We start from the raw sequence: 15,905 nt of genomic DNA, 5'->3' as shown, positions 1-15,905 counted from the left end.
CGACCGCGCCCCTTTTTCATGCCCTTTTGTTCGGGATCAGAGCGCCGCGCGCTGCATCGGCGCCCCGGCCAGACGGTCATACTGATGCGCGGTCATGCAGCGCGGCGCGGCCCATCGCTGGCCCGACTGATAGGCGGCGACCGCCTGTTGCGCGGTGACGAAGCTCGGCGTCGCGCCGTGGTCGCGTTGATAGGCCGTGCGCGAGGCCACATCGGTTCCGCATACCCTGACGGTTTGCAGCACGGCCGCGCGCTCGGCGGGGCGCGGACTTTGCGCCAGCGCCGGCGTCGTTGCGGTCGCCAGGGCGGCGGCGATCAGGGCGGGGGTCAGAAAACGGGTCATCGGCAATCCTCCACGGCCTGAATTAAGATCAGGACTCTGATGAGTTATGCGCCGATCCTGAGATTTGTAAAGATTATGCGACAACTTCGCGTCAAATCGACGACAAGCTGACCCGGCGGCGCCAAACCGAAGCTGGTGCGTTTCCTCTGGCTGACGGAGACGAGCGATTGTCGAACCCACGGAATTGGCGCACTTTTCGGGCAGACCTGAACCAGCGGGCGTGGGCCCCGGCCGGGGCGCGTTTGCGTACCTGGCGCGACTGGGTGCGCGACAACGATCCCGTCTATGCGGCGGCTCGACGACTGGGGACGGCGGAAAAATGGGCGGCGGGCGTGGTCCTGGTCGTCGTGGCGGCCGTGGTTCTCTTCCTGGCCCTGTTCGACTGGACATGCTGCGCGGGCCCATCGGCCGCTGGGCCTCCGTCAAATACGATCGCGAAATCGCCCTGACCGGCGATCTGGACGTCAATCTGTTCAGTTGGACGCCGTCCGCCGTGGTGCGGGGGCTGAAAATCGGTGGCCCCGACTGGGCGCGCGATCGCGACACGGCCGACGTCGATGAGGTCCAGGCCTCGGTTCGGCTGAGAAAGCTGCTGGCCGGTCAGGTGGAGATGCCCCTGCTGAGCTTCACCCGGCCCAGGGTCGTGCTGATTTCCACCAAGGACGGCCGCAAGAGCTGGCAGCTGAATCCCAACAAGCCCGATGACGGCGAAGGGCTGAACCTGCCGGTCATCCAACAACTGGTGATCAGGGACGGCCAACTGACCTTTGAGGAACAGCGGCGCGGACTGACGCTGGAGGCGGCGGTCAATGCGCGCGAGGCGTCCAGCGGCCAGGCCGGTTTCGCGCTGGACGGGCGGGGCGACGTGCGCGGCGCGCCCATGACCGTCAGGATCGAGGGCGGCCCCTTCATCAACATCCGGCGCGACCGTCCCTATCGGTTCGAGGCGGATGTGACCGGCGCGGACTCGTCCCTGGTCGCCAAGGGGGCGATCACCCGGCCCTTCGATCTGGGGCGGTTTGATGCGACCATGACGATCCAGGGCCGCAATATGTCGGACCTCTATCTGCTGACCGGCGTCGCCCTGCCCAATACGCCGCCGTACCGGCTGTCGGGCGCGCTGAACCGCGATCGGCGGGTCTGGACCTTCAAGGATTTCGACGGACGCGTCGGCGCGTCCGATCTGTCGGGCGAGGTAAAGGTTCAGTCGGGCCAGCGGCTGCGCGTCGACGCCGACCTGACCTCGCGTCGCCTGGACATCGACGATCTGGCCGCTGTCCTGGGCGCGCGGACCCGGACCAATGCGGCGGGCACCGACACCGAGGCGCCGGTCGTGGTCGGCGGCAAGCTGCTGCCGGACGCCAAGCTGCAGACCGAACGGCTGCAGACCATGGACGGCACCCTGTCCTATCGGGCCGGATCGGTGAAGGCGAACGCCTTCGACGTGCGTCAGGTGAACCTGGGCGCCGACCTGAAGGACGGCATCCTGAAGCTGGACCCGATCAGCTTTGACTTCAATCGCGGCGCGCTGAACGGCACGGCGCGGATCGATGCGACCAAGGACACCCCCTACAGCACCGTCGATCTGCGTCTGGCGGGCTATCCGCTGGAGTCCATCATCCCGGCCCGCAACGGCTCGGCGCCCGTCACGGGAAGGGCGCTGGGCCGGGCCAAGCTGGAGGGACCGGGCGCCTCGATTCATGATTTCGCCGCCGCGTCGAAAGGCTCGCTCAGCCTGGTGGTGCCGAACGGCAAGATGCGGGCGGCCTTCGCCGAACTGCTGGGCATCAACGCCAGCGCGGGCCTGCTGAAGCTGTTGAGCGGCGACCAGTCCGAAAGCCAGATCCGCTGCGCCGTCGCCGATTTCAACGTCAGCGGCGGCACGGCGACCGCCCGCACCTTCGTCATCGACACCGATGTGGTGCTGGCCCAGGGCAAGGGCAGCATCAACCTGGGCGCCGAAACGATGAACCTGCGGATCGAGGGGGAATCCAAGAAGCCGCGACTGTTGCGCCTGTGGGCGCCGATCACCGTGTCCGGCCCGCTGACCGCACCCAAGGTTGGGGTCGATGTCGGTTCGGTCGTGTCGCAGGGCGGTCTGGCGGGCCTGCTGGGCGCGGTGGTGGCGCCGGTGACGGCCCTGTTCGCCTTCGTCGATCCGGGGCTGGCCGAGGACGCCGACTGCGGCCGGCTGATCGCCAACGCCCGCTGATCGTTGATGACGACGACCGATCCGGCGATCCGAGCGTATTGTGGGTGATGGAGCCTTTCGCATGACACGCCGTGGACTGTTCGCGCCTGCCCTTGGGCTTCTCGCCGCCGCTTGCTCGCCGCTGAGCCTGCTGAACACCCTGGGACCGAGGGATGGCGGGGTGCGCCGCGTCGCGCGCGACATCCCCTATGGCGACGATCCGCGCCAGCAGATGGATCTCTATGCGCCGACGGCGCCCGGCCCCTATCCGACCCTGGTCTTCTTCTATGGCGGCGGCTGGGATTCGGGCTCGCGCAGCCAGTATGGCTGGGCGGCGCAAGCTTTGGCGGCGCGCGGGTTCGTGGTCGCCCTGCCGGACTACCGCATCGTTCCCCAGGTCGTCTTCCCGGCCTTCATCGAGGACGCCGCCGCCGCCACGGCCAAGGCGGCCGAGGTGGTCGGTCAATATGGCGGCGATCCGGCGCGGCTTGGCGTGCTGGGCCATTCGGCGGGCGCGCATCTGGCGATGATGATCGCTCTGGACCGACGCTATATGGCCGCCGTCGGCCGGCCCGATCTAATCAAGGCGGCCGCGGGTCTCGCGGGCCCCTACGACTTCCTGCCGTTCGACGTGGCGGCGTCGCAGAACGCCTTCGGCCGTGCGCCCGATCCGACCCTGACCCAGCCCGTGACCTTCGTGCGCCGTGACGCCCCGCCGATCTGGCTGGGCCACGGCACGGCCGACACGGTGGTCCACGACGAGGACACGGTCATTCTGGACGAGCGGATGCGCGCGGTTGGCGGGCGCTCGGAGGCCAAGCTTTATCCAGGTCTGGACCACGCCGACCTGATCGCGACCTTCTCGCCCCTGTTCCGCAAGAAGGCGACGGTGCTGGCCGATGTGACGGACTTCTTCCACCGGCAGCTGGGCTGAACCGAAGAAGAATGGTGCGGGCGGCCGGGGTCGAACCGGCACTCCTTTCGGAACTGGATTTTGAGTCCAGCGCGTCTACCAATTCCACCACGCCCGCAGCGGAAGGACCGCCTCATGCCACAGAGGCGAAGGCCGCGTCCAGCCCGAAGCGTTAGGCCGCGACTTCCATATGGCTGTCCGTGCCGCCGGACTGGATGCGGCGAGCGCGGATGTACATTTCGACGCGCTGCATGACGATCAGGCCCATGGCGAAGACCAGGAAGGCGTCGGTGACGGCCAGGGCGTTCAGGTGCCAAGCGGCGGCGTGGCTTTCGATCAGGTCGCGCAGCAGCGACCGACCGGCGAACAGCACGACCAGCAGGATAAGCCCCAGCGGCGAGGCCTGGGCCATCAGGGAGCCGTCCGGCTCCTTTTCGATGGTGACGGTCTTGCCGCGATACCAGCCGGCGACGCCGCCTAGGAGGCCGCCGATGGCCAGAACCGCCCAGGCGCCGGGGCCGAACGGCGCATGGGCCATGTTCGGGTTCTGCGCCGACCCCCAGATGCCCAGGCCGATCAACGGCAGGACGATGGCCGGCATGACCCATAGCAGCTGCGGCTTCAGCACGCGCTTCCGACGATTCTTTAGCAGCACGACCACCAGCATGATCGGGATCATGAGCAGCGGAATCAGTTTTTCAGGCGGCACGTCGTCTCTCCCCAAAGACAGGATGCGGCCTCCCCCGAGGCCGCTGTCGGCACCCTAGCGGCGTCAGTCCGCGCTGGATAGCGGCGCGACTGTCTGTTCGATGGCGCCGAAGATCGAATGATGACGGTCGTCCAGCATTTCGATCCGCACCGTGTCGCCGTGTTTCAGGAAGGGCGTCTCGGCGGCGCCGCGCAGGATCGTCTCGACGGTGCGGACCTCGGCGATGCAGGAATAGCCCAGGCCGCCTTCCGAGACCGGCTTGCCGGGGCCGCCGTCGGCGTCCTTGTTCGACACCGTGCCCGAGCCGATGATGGTCCCGGCGCCCAGCGACCGGGTCTTGGCCAGGTGGGCGATCAGGGTTCCGAAGTCGAAGGTCATGTCGACGCCGGCGTCGGCCTTGCCGAAATCCTGGCCATTCAGTTGCACCGAAAGGGCGCCGTGCAGCTTGCCGTCCTTCCATCGGTCGCCCAGCGCGGCGGGCGTGACCACAACCGGCGACAGGGCGCTGGCGGGCTTGGACTGGACGAAGCCGAACCCCTTTGCCAGTTCGGCCGGGATCAGGTTGCGCAGGCTTACGTCATTGACCAGGCCGATCAGGCGAATGGCGTCGAGCGCCTGTTCGCGCGTCGCGCCCTGCGGCACGTCGCCGACGACCACCACGATCTCGGCCTCCAGGTCGCAGCCCCAAGCCTCGTCGGCCAGCGGGATCGGATCGCGCGGCGACAGGAAGCTGTCGGAGCCGCCCTGATACATCAGGGGGTCGGTCCAGAAGCTCTCGGGCATTTCGGCGCCGCGCGCGCGTCGCACAAGCTCGACGTGGTTCACATAGGCCGAGCCGTCCGCCCACTGATAGGCGCGGGGCAGGGGCGACGCGGCGTCGCGCTCATGGAAGCGGCCGCGCGGCACGGCCTCATGCTCCAGGCTTTCGGCCAAGGCCTCGAGGCGTGGGCCGCAGCGGTCCCAGTCATCCAGCGCCGCCTGCAGCGTCGGGGCGATCAGGAAGGCGTCGGTGAACCAGTTCAGGTCCTGCGAGACGACAACGAGGCGGCCGTCGCGGCCGTGCTTGAGCGAGGCGAGTTTCATGACCAAGGCCTAGACCGGATTTGCGATGTTGGGAACGGCGAAATCAGTCGGCGGCCGTCAGCAGGGCGCGTGCTTCCGCTTCAGTGCGGGCGGCGCGGTCGCGGACCTCGACCTCGACGATGACGCCGCCCTCGGGTTCGACGGCCCACAGATAGCGGCGCTCGACCTCGACCGTGCGGCCGGAGGGGGCGAACCCCTCATAGCTGTCGCCCCAGGGGGTGATCTTCCTGACCTCGACGAAAGGCATGGCGCAGGCGGCGTCCAACTCCTCGTTGGCCATCACGGTCAGTTCGTCATCGGATGCAGGCATGGGGCTCGGTCTGGGAAAAAAGAGAGTCTAATTGGTCTAATTGGTCTGAAATCCACTTTCGTCATCCTCCGACAAGCCGCGCCAGCGGCGCAGATCGGGGGACCCAGCGGCGCACGAGAGCGTGAACCTGTCGCGGCTTCGGCCCCCCGACACAGTGCGGCGGATGGATTTCGCCTTCGGCGCCGCTGGGTCCCCCGGTTCCGCTGCGCGGCCCGGAGGATGACGAAAGAAGAGAGGGGCTCAGGGTTGTTCATCGGCATAGATGGCGACGCGGGCGGGCCTGTCGGAAGACACCGCGCCGCGATACATGCCCGAGGTCGTCATGGCGAAGTAAGGATAGCCTCCTGTCGGCATGACGATCACGCCGCCGAGTCCGCCCAGGGCCTTTGCCTCGGCAAGCTCGGCGTTCGCCGCCGCGATGCGCGCGGGCGCAATGTGAGCCAAACATATCTGGTCAGGAGGGAAGTCTCGACAAGCTGCCTCGGAACCAGTGCGTTCTCGTTCAAATCGTTCATCGTCGCTCAGGCCCTGCCAGAAACCGATGCGCGCGCAGATGTCGCGGGCGACGGTGGCGCGGATGAAATATTCGCCGTCGCCGGTGGCGGACACCGCGCAGCCGTCGGCGTTGGAGGCATAGGTGCCGGCGCCGATGATCGGCACGTCCCCGACCCGGCCCCAGCGTTTGGCGGTCATGCCGCCGGTCGAGGTGGCGGCGGCGAGACGACCCTGGCTGTCCAGCGCCACGGCGCCGACCGTGCCGAACTTCTTCTCGTTCAGGGGTGGGGCGACTTCGGCCTGCGCGCCCGGTAGAGGCGCGCCGGCGGGGCGCTCGGGGATCGGCTGTCCGGCCTCGGTCAGGGCCTTGACCAGCCCCTGCCAGCGCCGCTCGGTGAAGAAGAAGGACGGATCGACCTGCTCCAGCCCGACCGAGGCGGCGAAGGCGTCGGCGCCGGAGCCGATCAGCATGACGTGGGGCGACCGCTCCATCACCGCGCGGGCGGCGGCGACGGGGTGACGCGTCGTGGTCAGGCCGGCGACGGACCCGGCGGTCAGGTCCGATCCGTTCATGACGGCGGCGTCCAATTCGTTACGGCCGGCGGCGGTGAAGACCGCCCCGCGTCCGGCGTTGAACAGGGGATCGTCCTCCATGACCTGAACGGCGGCCTGGACCGCATCCAGCGCCGAGCCGCCGCTTTTCAGCACGGCCGAACCGGCGTCCAGCGCGCCTTTCAGCGCCGCGCGATAGGCCGCGTCCTGCTCGGGCGTCAGGCTGGACCGCTCGATCACGCCTGCCCCGCCGTGGATCGCCAGCGACCATTGCGGCGCGGCATTCTCAGCCTCGACCTGGGCGTGGGCCGAGGAAAAACACAGTGCAAAGAGTGCAATCAGTCCCGAACAGGCGATGCGCATCGTGAACCTCCTCCGCGCCGAAAACACAGTGCAATCGGTGCACTTTACCCCAAGGACGCCGGTCGATCGCAGTGTAACGCCGCGTTCGGGCGTGTCAGGTCGATTAGCCAAAGAAAACTGGAAACGCCGAAAGATCAGAGGGTTGGATCACGGCGATAGGATATTTGCAGATGAGGGACGCAGCCTTGCTGTGCCGCAGGGCCGCTTTCAGACAAACGGATGGGGCGGTAATCAGCCAAGCTCGGGCCTCATCGGCCGAGGGACTCAGTGGCGGCTGCGCGTCTTTTTCAAGCGGTCCACGAGCATCGCTCCGCTAGACGTCAGCAAGCACATTGGCACAATCCACGGCTGATACTGTTCGCCGCTGCTCCCATAATGCACAAGCAAGGCGACGATGATTGTCGCCAGCGTCCAGAGCGAAAGAGTGGCGTAGGCGACAAGTAAGACTGGATCGCGGGTCATCTGAGGCTATCCAAGGTTGCGCCTGAAGTCTGACCAAACTTTCTTGCAGTTGTCCACCCAAAGGCCTGTCCACTCGGAGTAAAACTCCCTCCCCGTAGAGGGCCGATGTCTGGCCCGCCTCACCCTCGGTGGTGCAGCCTTTTCCACACCTGATAGCCGACGATGGGGGCGAAGCCGCAGAGGAGGGCGGCGATCAGGACCATCCAGAAGCCGCCGCCCAGCCAGTATTCGCCGGCCAAGGCCCCGGCGCCGGCCGCCAGGACCGGGCCGAGCCAGGGCAGCCAGGTCGGCGGCCGCATCGTCATTCAGGCGTCGACCTTGATGACGCCGCGACGGATCTGATCCAGCTCGATGGAGTCGAACAGGGCCTGGAAGTTGCCGTTGCCGAAGCCTTCGTTGCCCTTGCGCTGGATGATCTCGAAGAAGATCGGGCCGAAGGTGTCCTGGGTGAAGATCTGCAGCAGCAGGCCTTCCTCGTCCGAACCGTCGATCAGGATGCGGTTCTTGCGCATCCGCTCCACGTCCTCGCCATGGTTGGGCAGGCGTTTGTCGATCAGTTCGAAATAGGTCTCGATTGTGTCCTGGAAGGCGACGCCGCGTTCCTTCATCGCCTCGACCGTCTCGAAGATGTTCTCGGTCGTCAGGGCGATGTGCTGGATGCCCTCGCCGTTGTAGCGACGGATGAACTCCTCGATCTGGGAGTTTTCGTCCTGGCTTTCGTTCAGCGGGATGCGGATGGCGCGGTCGGGCGCGATCATGGCCTGGGAGAACAGGCCCGTCGCCTTGCCCTTGATGTCGAAATACTTCTGCTCCTCGAAGTTGAAGATCGAGTTGTAGAAGCCCGACCAGGTGCGCATCTGGCCGCGCCGGACGTTGTGGGTCAGGTGGTCCAGGATCTCCAGGCCCATCGAGTTCTTGCGCTCGGCCTCTTCCCAGCCCTCGATCTCGTCCCAGGAGTCATAGAGCGAGCCGGCGTCGCCATACTGGTCGATGACGTAGAGCAGCGAGCCGCCGATGCCTTGAAGGATGTAGGGATAGTCGTCGCCCAGCGCGCCGCCGGCGGCGTCCGTCGCGGCGACGGCGCCGCGGGCCAGCGCGCCCTCATAGGCGGCCTTGGCGTCGATGGTGCGGAAAGCCATGCCGTTAGCGGACGGGCCGTGATCCTTGGCGAAGTCGGCGGCCTGGCCCTTGGGCGAGCGTTGCACCAGGAAGCTGATATCGCCCTGTTTCAGGCGCACCACGTCGGTCCTGGGGTTCACGTGCGTCTGGGTGAAGCCCATCAGCTCCAGGCGCGAAATCATCGCCTCGGGCTCGGGACCGGTGAATTCGACGAACTCGAAACCGTCGACGCCGAGGGGGTTTTCCTGGTCGATCTGTTCCGCAGTGGCCTGATCTTGGGCCTGGGTCATGTCGTTCATGGCGCGTCTCCCGCGTAGCTTTTGAGGCGGGCTTAACCGAAAGGGGCCGCCGATTGGCGCGGAACCTAGTCACAGAAGACGACGGAGCCAAGACGAAGCCACGGGGTCGTGATGACGGGCGAGCGTGCGAGTAACGTTAAAGCCAAATTATCAAGAACTCAGGTGCGTCGCGCCCTGAGGTCCGGCATCGCATCCACGGCCCAGAGATCGGGGGCTTTAAGCGGGGCCTTGCAGACCGCCTCGACCGTCTTGCCGTCCGCCAGTGTGTAACGGATGGGCAGGTTTTCGGCGCAACGGGCCTGGACGGCCTGGAAGACCCCCTGACCGTTCGACATCGGGTCCAGATCTTCGATCGCGACGACGACGGGATCGCCGGACAGGGCGCCGCATCGGTCGCCGGAGTCCAGCTTGATCCGGCCGTTGTCCATGGAAAAGCCGCCCTCGCCGCCGCAGTTCTGATCGACCATGTGGAACAGGGCGGCCTGACGGAGGTCGCGCGGACTGGGCCGATTGACCAGGGTGACGCCCAGCGCGGAGAGGCGGGTCTGTATGCCGGTCCAGCGTTCCGGACCCGGACCGTCCAGCAGGACGGCGACAGCAGTGTCTGGTGTTAGGCGGCTGCGAAAGTCCGCCACGCCATAGCCGTCCCCCGCGCGACCGGACTGAAGCATGGCCTTCCAGATGTCGAAGATGTCCGTGCGGCCGTCGGAGGCGCGGCGGCTCTCCAGGTCCGCGATCCACTGCACGACGACGCCGCAGTTGTAGATGGCGTTTCCGGTGCGCAGACGCTGTTCGGCGTCAGGGCGGTCGCCAAGGGCGGCGCGACAACCGTTCAGCCGTCGCGCCAGCGAGGTCTTAAACTGAGCCTCGTCGATCGCTCCCGTTGACAGGGCGGCGATCAATGCGCCGTATTCGGCCCCGCCCTCATGCAGCCAAGGCGCGCTGACGCCGTCCTTAGTCGTCACCGCATGGCTGCTCCACAGGTGCAGCGTCTCGTGCCAGACGAAGGTGGACAACTGTTCGATCACATCGGGCGGGGGCGCGGACCAGTCCGAGCCATGGAAGCGCAGGGAGATGACGCCATTGTCGGTCACATCGCCCCGATATGTCGTCGGACCGGGGCTGTCGGTGGTGACGATCAGGGTCGGCGTATAGGGCAGGTCGCGGCCGAGACGAGCGCCATAGAATCCCTGGGCCGCCAGAAAGCCTTCGCTCATCGCGGTGTGCAGGGATGCAGGAACGGTGTCCCCGACGACGACCACGCCGCCGTCATCCTGCGTCACGGCCGAGGTCGGTCCGACATAGACGTAGCTCTTGATCGCGTCGGACTGAGGCGTGACGGTTTCACCTGCGGTCGCCTTGACGGTCAGTTCGGCGTCCATGTCCTTGAGCGCCAGCGCGGGTCCATAAAGGCTTTGGCCTGACCCCACCCGCACCAGGCCAATATAGACGCGGTCCACCTCGGCCGCGTCAGGCGCGATCAGAATTTCGAAGGCGTCGAACGGCTGGTCGGACTTCACGACGCCGTCCGAAAGGGACAGGCCGGGGGTCTTCACCGTCCAGAGGGTGCGGATAATGTCCTGATCCAGGAAGGCGACCTCGGTGGTCGGTCGGGCCAGCTTCCAGGCCACCAGAACGCCGCCCGGCGCGGTGCGCGCCTCGATCGTCGCGACCTGTTGAGCCGTGGCGGGGGCGGCGCCTGCGAAAGCGAGGCCGAGTGCGGCGACAAGGCCGATCAGATTCGAGGTCAAGTCTTCGGGCTCCCACCACCAAGCGTGAGCATACTGACCAAAACAACTGAGGCGATTTGACGGCCGATACTTTACGGTTGCGTCAGCCCGGCAGCCAGCGCGTGGCCCATTCGGCGCCCATCAGAAGGCCGGTCCCGAGCGCGCCCAGGAGGGTCAGCCACACGGTGGTGACGGCGCAGCCGGCGAGGACGAACAGGCCGTCGCGCTGGATCAGGCCGACCGACAGCAGGGCCAGGGCGATCGACGGGATGGTGTTGGTCAGGGGCATGACGATGGTCACGGTCGCCAGGATCATGAAGACGGCGGCCAGCTTTTCGCCCGGGCCATCGGCGAAGCGGCGCAGGCGGGGGCGCGACAGCCGGTCGATCCAGCCCAGTTTGGTTTCGGCGAAATCGGCCATGGCCTTCAGCCACGATCCCTTGCACCGCAGGTTCAGGAACCAGCGCGGCAGCCACGGCTCCTCGCGCCCGACCAGCATCTGGCCGGCCAGCAGGATGACGATCAGCCCGACCACCTGCGGCACGCCGTAGAGGCCCGGCACCAGGCAGGGGATGGAGAGCAGCAGGATCAAAAGGCCATAGGCGCGCTCGTCCAGCCGGTCGCGGATTTCGTGCAGGGTCAGCCCGGCGTCGCCGCCGTCGTCGGCCAGCCGCCGCAGCAGCCGGGTGACATCATGGCTGACGTCGTCCTGCTGGACCGTGGACGGGGAAGAAGCGGGGGTCGTCATTCAGGCGCTCTAGCAGGTGGACGTGACGGCCGAGGATGACGCAACGCCGCAGGGGTGCTAACGCGCCGTGCCGCCTTAAGGATCGCCATGCTGCGCAAACTCTATGACCGCGTCTTCGACCTGGCGCGCAGCCGCCATGCGACCAAGGCCCTGGCGGTCGTCTCCTTCGCCGAGAGTTCGTTCTTTCCGATCCCGCCCGACGTGATGCTGGCGCCCATGATCCTGGCGCGGCCGCAGAAGGCGTATGTCTACGCCGCCGTCTGCACCGCAGCGTCGGTGCTGGGCGGGATTCTCGGTTATGCGATCGGCTATTTTCTGACCGATCTGGGCCTGGCGATCATGCGGGTGCTGGGCCACTCGGACGGGCTGGAGCAGTTCCGCGCCTGGTTCGATCAGTGGGGTCTGTGGGTCATTCTGATCAAGGGTCTGACGCCCATTCCCTACAAGCTGGTGACCATCGCCTCGGGCCTGGCGGCGTTCAGCTTTCCGATCTTCATCGCCGCGTCGGTCGTGACGCGGGGCGGACGGTTCTTCCTGGAAGCGTGGATCCTGAAACGCTGGGGGCCGGCCATGCTGGCGCAGGTCGAAAAGCGGCTGGCGATGTGGAGCGTGATCGGCCTGGTCGCGCTGGTCGCGTTGATCGTCGTCCTGAAGCTTCTGTAAGTCGACGACGCGTTCGGGGCGGGGTAAGACCGTTTCAAGATGATCGATGTCTATCGCCTTCTGACCCGTTGGTGGACCGCCTTCGCCCTGGCCGCGTCGCTGGCCATGCTGGGCGCGGCCCATGCGTTCGAACGGTTCGGCGGCCTTGCGCCTTGCAACCTGTGTCTGAAGCAGCGCGAGGTCTATTGGGGGGCGGTCGTCGTCGCGGTGCTGGCCACCGGCTGGACCCTGTTCAGCGGCGGACGCCGGGGCACGCCGCGCATCGCCGCCTTCCTGCTGGCGGCCGTCTTCGCCACAGGCGCCATCACGGCCATCTTCCACATGGGCGGCGAATACAAATGGTGGGCGCTGCCTGCGACCTGTTCGTCCGTCGGCGGCTCGGTCGATATGGACAGCCTGACGGCCTTGGCCATGGGCACGGGGCCGGTGACCAAGGTGATCGGCTGCGGCGATGTGGCCTGGAGCTGGCTGGGGCTGTCGATGGCAGGATGGAACGCGATCATCGCCTCGGCGCTTGCGGTGTTCAGCCTGTTGGCGGCGAAACGTCCCAAGGACGCCCGCGCGCCCCGGATCGAAAAGGCCTGATGCGATGAGTCATTCCATTCCCCTCCCTCGTCCTGGCCAAGGCGCCGACAAGGCGCGGATGGACGAAATCCTGCGTGTCGACCACGCCGGGGAATATGCGGCCGTCCTGATCTATCGCGCCCAGAAGGCGGTGTTCGAAGGGCGCAAGGGGCGTGACGGCATCGCCCACGACCTGTCGGAGATGCAGGACCAGGAGGCGGTGCATCTGGCGCGCTTCGAACGGCTGCTGAACGAGCGGCGGGTGCGGCCCACGGTCATGACGCCCCTGTGGCGCATCGCCGCCTCGGCCCTTGGCGCAGGCACGGCCCTGATGGGTGAAATGGCGGCCCACGCCTGCACCGAGGCGGTCGAGAGCGTGATCGAGCAACACTATGCCGACCAGATCGCCGAGATCGGCGACCGCGACCCGGCTCTGGCCGCTGAGTTGAAGCAGTTCCGCGACGAGGAACTGGCCCACCATGACCACGCCATCGAACACGGCAGCCGCGAAGCGCCGGCGTATCGGCTGCTGTCCGGCGTGATCAAGGTCGGCTGCAAGGCGGCGATCAAGATCAGCGAACGGGTTTAGCCTTCTTTCGTCATCCTCCGGCAAGCCGCGCAGCGGCGCAGACCGGGGGACCCAGCGGCGCGCGTGAGCGCGAACCTGTAAAGGCGCGGTTTTCAGCCTGGTGCGATGGACTGATCGCCTTCGGCGCCGCTGGGTCCCCCGGTTCCGCTTCGCGGCCCGGAGGATGACGAAATCAGAAGATCTCGAACAATCCCGCAGCCCCCATGCCGCCGCCGATGCACATGGTGACGACGCCGTATTTGGCGCCGCGACGCTTGCCCTCGATCAGGACGTGGCCGGTCATGCGGGCGCCGGACATGCCGTAGGGGTGGCCGATGGAGATGGCGCCGCCCGAGACGTTCAGACGGTCGTCGGGAATGCCCAGCGTGTCCTGACAATACAGAACCTGGGCGGCAAAGGCCTCGTTCAGCTCCCAGATGCCGATGTCGTCCATCGTGAGGCCGTGGCGCTTCAGCAGTTTGGGCACGGCATAGACCGGGCCGATGCCCATTTCGTCCGGTTCGCAGCCGGCGACGGCCATGCCGCGGTAGGCGCCGAGCGGTTGCAGATTGCGCTTCACCGCCTCGCCGGCCTCCATGACGACGCAGGCCGAGGCGCCGTCCGACAGTTGCGAGGCGTTGCCGGCGGTGATGAACTCGCCCGTCTGGATCTCCTCGCCGCCGCCGAAGACGGGCTTCAGCGCCTTCAGCCCTTCCAGCGTCGTGTCTGGACGGTTGCCCTCGTCCTTGGACAGGGTGACCTCTTTCGATGAGGTCTGGCCGGTGGCCTTGTCCATCACCAGCATGGTGGTGGTCATGGGCACGATCTCGGCGTCGAACTGACCGGCGTCCTGGGCGGCGGCGGTGCGCTGCTGGGATTTCAGCGCATATTCGTCCTGGCGGTCGCGGCTGACGCCGTAGCGGCGCGACACCACCTCGGCCGTCTCCAGCATCGACATATAGATGTGGGGCGACAGCTTCAGCAGCGCCTCGTCCTTCATCCGGTACAGGTTCATATTCTGGTTCTGGACCAGGGAGATGCTTTCCAGCCCGCCGCCGACCGCCATCTTCTGCTGATCGAAGACGACCTGTTTCGCCGCCGTGGCGATACCCATCAGGCCCGAGGCGCACTGACGGTCCAGGCTCATGCCCGGAACGGAAGAGGGCAGGCCGGCGGCGAGCGCGATCTGGCGCGCGACGTTGGTGCCGGTCGAACCCTGCTGCAGGGCCGCCCCCATGATCACGTCCTCGATCTCGGCCGGATCGACGCCGGCGCGCTGGACCGCGTGCTCGACCGCATGGGCGCCGAGCTGCTGCGCCTGGGTGTCGTTGAAGGCGCCGCGATAGGCGCGCCCGATGGGGGTGCGGGCGGTGGAGACGATGACGGCTTCGCGCATGGGCTTTCCTCCTGGGGCTATCGCCCTTTGGGCTACCTAAGCCCATTCTTGTTTGGCCTATCGCGCTTGGCGCTGCTTGAGGCCGTTCCTGTTTGGCCTACGCGCGTTCGCGCTGCTTGAGGCCGGTTTCCTCTGACGCGAAGTTAGGCGCCTCACGTCGCGTCAACGCAAGGCGCCTTATTTTGTCAGCCGCCGTGCGCCTTCTGCGCCTTGGTCAGTTCGATCATGCCTTGGGCGGCGCCCATCTCTGGGACGATCTCGCCGGCGCGGTCCGAAATGGCGTCGAAGCGGGCGGCGACCTGTTCGGGGGCGTTGTCGCCGGTGACGAAGTCGCCTTGCGTCAGGGTGACATAGGCGCGCTCGAATCCGCCGGCGCCGGCGGCCAGGATGGCGCGGCTCGGCGCATCCTGGCTGACCAGGTAAAGCAGGCCGGGCGTGACCAGGGCCGGGGCCAGCGCCTCAAGCGGCAGGGCGGCGCCCAGATCCTCGGTCATGCGGGTGTGGGCGGTGGGCGCCAGGCAGTTGACGCGGATGTCGTTCTTGGCCCCCTCGATCGACAGGGTCTGCATCAGACCGACCAGCGCCATCTTGGCCGCGCCATAGTTCGACTGGCCGAAGTTGCCGTACAGGCCCGAGGACGAGGTCGTCATCACGATCCGGCCGTAGTTCTGCCCGCGCATGATATCCCACACCGCCTTGGTGCAGTTGACCGCGCCCATTAGGTGGACATCGACGACGAAGCGGAAATCCTCGATCTCCATCTTGGCGAAGGTCTTGTCGCGCAGAACGCCGGCGTTGTTCACCAGGATGTCGATCCGGCCCCATTTCGCCATGGCCTGATCGACCATGGTCTGGACCGCGGCGAAGTCCGTCACCGAGGCCGCATTGGCCATGGCCTCGCCGCCGGCCGCCTCGATTTCCGCCACGACCGATTCCGCCGCTGTCGCCGACCCGCCCGAACCGTCGCGCGCCCCGCCCAAGTCGTTGACGACCACCTTGGCCCCGCGCGCCGCCAGAGCGAGCGCGTGTTCGCGCCCCAAGCCGCCCCCGGCCCCCGTTACGATCGCCACCTGTCCGTCAAACCGCATCGCCATAATCGTTTCCCTTCGCAGGCGCCCAATGTGTTGAAACGGCGCCACAGTCGACACAATCGTAGCTCAAGCGCGGAACCGTGCGCCAGCCACGCCGTTCGGTCCCGTGAATGCTGTGCTATTGCGCAGCTTCGCGCATTCACACAGTGAGGAAGCTATGAAGCTCAAACTTCTCGCCTCCGTTGCCGCCGCCGGACTGTTCGCAGCCGGCGCCGCATCGGCGGAACCCAATGGTTGGTATGGCGCCATCGACGCCGGCTACCACATGATCGACGATATCAACGCTGAATCGTCCACGACCGGCGCC

18 protein-coding genes and 1 tRNA gene are annotated in these 15,905 nt (G+C 66.8%); 6 read left to right on the top strand and 13 right to left on the bottom strand.

Going from position 1 to position 15,905, the window contains the following annotated elements; all coding sequences use genetic code 11:
- Positions 1–36 precede the first annotated feature (36 nt).
- Positions 37–342 (bottom strand): hypothetical protein, encoded by a 306-nt coding sequence (locus tag VH88_RS06895; RefSeq protein WP_039246031.1) that lies wholly within the window; start codon positions 340–342, stop codon positions 37–39.
- A gap of 242 nt (positions 343–584) precedes the next feature.
- Between VH88_RS06895 and VH88_RS16450 the strand changes: the two genes are divergently transcribed.
- The 3 genes from VH88_RS16450 to VH88_RS06885 all read left to right on the top strand — a co-directional run bounded on the left by VH88_RS16450 (position 585) and on the right by VH88_RS06885 (position 3,467).
- Positions 585–791, top strand: coding sequence for a hypothetical protein (locus VH88_RS16450; protein WP_231576608.1), 207 nt, complete (start codon positions 585–587; stop codon positions 789–791).
- The gene (locus tag VH88_RS06890; protein WP_231576607.1) at positions 731–2,554 is read left to right on the top strand and encodes an AsmA family protein; all 1,824 of its coding nucleotides are present in this window, start codon (positions 731–733) and stop codon (positions 2,552–2,554) included. Before VH88_RS16450 ends, VH88_RS06890 begins: the two co-directional genes overlap by 61 nt.
- A gap of 61 nt (positions 2,555–2,615) precedes the next feature.
- Positions 2,616–3,467, top strand: a complete 852-nt coding sequence (locus VH88_RS06885; RefSeq protein WP_045810603.1) for an alpha/beta hydrolase — start codon at positions 2,616–2,618, stop codon at positions 3,465–3,467.
- Between the two features lie 12 nt (positions 3,468–3,479).
- Here the strand turns inward: VH88_RS06885 and VH88_RS06880 are convergent.
- From VH88_RS06880 to VH88_RS06835, 10 genes are all read right to left on the bottom strand, one after another.
- Positions 3,480–3,564 (bottom strand) — tRNA-Leu (locus tag VH88_RS06880).
- A gap of 54 nt (positions 3,565–3,618) precedes the next feature.
- Complete coding sequence (locus VH88_RS06875) at positions 3,619–4,155, bottom strand: CcdC protein domain-containing protein (protein WP_045810602.1); 537 nt, start codon at positions 4,153–4,155, stop codon at positions 3,619–3,621.
- Positions 4,156–4,218: 63 nt separating this feature from the next.
- Entirely contained in the window at positions 4,219–5,238 is a 1,020-nt protein-coding gene (locus tag VH88_RS06870) for a fumarylacetoacetate hydrolase family protein (RefSeq protein WP_045810601.1), read from the bottom strand.
- A 43-nt stretch (positions 5,239–5,281) separates the two neighbouring features.
- Positions 5,282–5,548 carry a hypothetical protein gene (locus VH88_RS06865; protein WP_045810600.1) on the bottom strand — a complete coding sequence of 89 codons (267 nt, stop codon included), beginning with the start codon at positions 5,546–5,548 and terminating at the stop codon, positions 5,282–5,284.
- Between the two features lie 240 nt (positions 5,549–5,788).
- Positions 5,789–6,958, bottom strand: coding sequence for an isoaspartyl peptidase/L-asparaginase family protein (locus tag VH88_RS06860; protein ID WP_045810599.1), 1,170 nt, complete (start codon positions 6,956–6,958; stop codon positions 5,789–5,791).
- Positions 6,959–7,222: 264 nt separating this feature from the next.
- The gene (locus tag VH88_RS06855; protein ID WP_045810598.1) at positions 7,223–7,420 is read right to left on the bottom strand and encodes a hypothetical protein; all 198 of its coding nucleotides are present in this window, start codon (positions 7,418–7,420) and stop codon (positions 7,223–7,225) included.
- Between the two features lie 119 nt (positions 7,421–7,539).
- Positions 7,540–7,725 carry a hypothetical protein gene (locus VH88_RS06850; protein WP_045810597.1) on the bottom strand — a complete coding sequence of 62 codons (186 nt, stop codon included), beginning with the start codon at positions 7,723–7,725 and terminating at the stop codon, positions 7,540–7,542.
- Positions 7,726–8,838 carry a 4-hydroxyphenylpyruvate dioxygenase gene (hppD, locus tag VH88_RS06845; protein WP_045810596.1) on the bottom strand — a complete coding sequence of 371 codons (1,113 nt, stop codon included), beginning with the start codon at positions 8,836–8,838 and terminating at the stop codon, positions 7,726–7,728.
- Between the two features lie 158 nt (positions 8,839–8,996).
- A complete protein-coding gene (locus VH88_RS06840; protein ID WP_045810595.1) occupies positions 8,997–10,589 on the bottom strand; it encodes a hypothetical protein in 1,593 nt (530 codons plus the stop codon).
- A gap of 82 nt (positions 10,590–10,671) precedes the next feature.
- Positions 10,672–11,316: an exopolysaccharide biosynthesis protein gene (locus VH88_RS06835; protein ID WP_045810594.1), complete on the bottom strand. Its 645-nt coding sequence runs from the start codon at positions 11,314–11,316 to the stop codon at positions 10,672–10,674.
- 87 nt (positions 11,317–11,403) lie between these two features.
- Between VH88_RS06835 and VH88_RS06830 the strand changes: the two genes are divergently transcribed.
- From VH88_RS06830 to VH88_RS06820, 3 genes are read left to right on the top strand one after another with little or no spacing between them, the layout of a single operon-like run.
- Complete coding sequence (locus tag VH88_RS06830; protein WP_045810593.1) at positions 11,404–11,979, top strand: YqaA family protein; 576 nt, start codon at positions 11,404–11,406, stop codon at positions 11,977–11,979.
- Between the two features lie 39 nt (positions 11,980–12,018).
- A complete protein-coding gene (locus VH88_RS06825) occupies positions 12,019–12,564 on the top strand; it encodes a disulfide bond formation protein B (protein ID WP_039246047.1) in 546 nt (181 codons plus the stop codon).
- Positions 12,565–12,568: 4 nt separating this feature from the next.
- The gene (locus VH88_RS06820) at positions 12,569–13,132 is read left to right on the top strand and encodes a demethoxyubiquinone hydroxylase family protein (protein WP_045810592.1); all 564 of its coding nucleotides are present in this window, start codon (positions 12,569–12,571) and stop codon (positions 13,130–13,132) included.
- A gap of 172 nt (positions 13,133–13,304) precedes the next feature.
- Here the strand turns inward: VH88_RS06820 and VH88_RS06815 are convergent, their stop codons facing one another.
- Both VH88_RS06815 and VH88_RS06810 read right to left on the bottom strand, forming a co-directional pair.
- Positions 13,305–14,507: an acetyl-CoA C-acyltransferase gene (locus tag VH88_RS06815; protein WP_045810591.1), complete on the bottom strand. Its 1,203-nt coding sequence runs from the start codon at positions 14,505–14,507 to the stop codon at positions 13,305–13,307.
- Positions 14,508–14,692: 185 nt separating this feature from the next.
- Positions 14,693–15,601: an SDR family NAD(P)-dependent oxidoreductase gene (locus VH88_RS06810; RefSeq protein WP_045810590.1), complete on the bottom strand. Its 909-nt coding sequence runs from the start codon at positions 15,599–15,601 to the stop codon at positions 14,693–14,695.
- Positions 15,602–15,905: the final 304 nt, after the last annotated feature.

This window comes from Brevundimonas sp. KM4, from assembly GCF_000964075.1.
In the GTDB taxonomy this organism is placed as follows: domain Bacteria; phylum Pseudomonadota; class Alphaproteobacteria; order Caulobacterales; family Caulobacteraceae; genus Brevundimonas; species Brevundimonas huaxiensis.
Note: the sequence above shows the minus strand (reverse complement) of the source record. Positions and strands in the feature narration are given on the sequence as shown.

Excerpts from the sequence above, each read along its gene's own strand:
- VH88_RS06895 (WP_039246031.1), bottom strand. The coding sequence starts at position 342 with ATGACCCGTTTTCTGACCCCCGCCCTGATCGCCGCCGCCCTGGCGACC.
- VH88_RS06890 (WP_231576607.1), top strand. The coding sequence starts at position 731 with ATGCTGCGCGGGCCCATCGGCCGCTGGGCCTCCGTCAAATACGATCGC.
- VH88_RS06885 (WP_045810603.1), top strand. The coding sequence starts at position 2,616 with ATGACACGCCGTGGACTGTTCGCGCCTGCCCTTGGGCTTCTCGCCGCC.
- VH88_RS06870 (WP_045810601.1), bottom strand. The coding sequence starts at position 5,238 with ATGAAACTCGCCTCGCTCAAGCACGGCCGCGACGGCCGCCTCGTTGTC.
- VH88_RS06865 (WP_045810600.1), bottom strand. The coding sequence starts at position 5,548 with ATGCCTGCATCCGATGACGAACTGACCGTGATGGCCAACGAGGAGTTG.
- VH88_RS06860 (WP_045810599.1), bottom strand. The coding sequence starts at position 6,958 with ATGCGCATCGCCTGTTCGGGACTGATTGCACTCTTTGCACTGTGTTTT.
- VH88_RS06855 (WP_045810598.1), bottom strand. The coding sequence starts at position 7,420 with ATGACCCGCGATCCAGTCTTACTTGTCGCCTACGCCACTCTTTCGCTC.
- VH88_RS06850 (WP_045810597.1), bottom strand. The coding sequence starts at position 7,725 with ATGACGATGCGGCCGCCGACCTGGCTGCCCTGGCTCGGCCCGGTCCTG.
- hppD (WP_045810596.1), bottom strand. The coding sequence starts at position 8,838 with ATGAACGACATGACCCAGGCCCAAGATCAGGCCACTGCGGAACAGATC.
- VH88_RS06835 (WP_045810594.1), bottom strand. The coding sequence starts at position 11,316 with ATGACGACCCCCGCTTCTTCCCCGTCCACGGTCCAGCAGGACGACGTC.
- VH88_RS06830 (WP_045810593.1), top strand. The coding sequence starts at position 11,404 with ATGCTGCGCAAACTCTATGACCGCGTCTTCGACCTGGCGCGCAGCCGC.
- VH88_RS06825 (WP_039246047.1), top strand. The coding sequence starts at position 12,019 with ATGATCGATGTCTATCGCCTTCTGACCCGTTGGTGGACCGCCTTCGCC.
- VH88_RS06820 (WP_045810592.1), top strand. The coding sequence starts at position 12,569 with ATGAGTCATTCCATTCCCCTCCCTCGTCCTGGCCAAGGCGCCGACAAG.
- VH88_RS06815 (WP_045810591.1), bottom strand. The coding sequence starts at position 14,507 with ATGCGCGAAGCCGTCATCGTCTCCACCGCCCGCACCCCCATCGGGCGC.
- VH88_RS06810 (WP_045810590.1), bottom strand. The coding sequence starts at position 15,601 with ATGGCGATGCGGTTTGACGGACAGGTGGCGATCGTAACGGGGGCCGGG.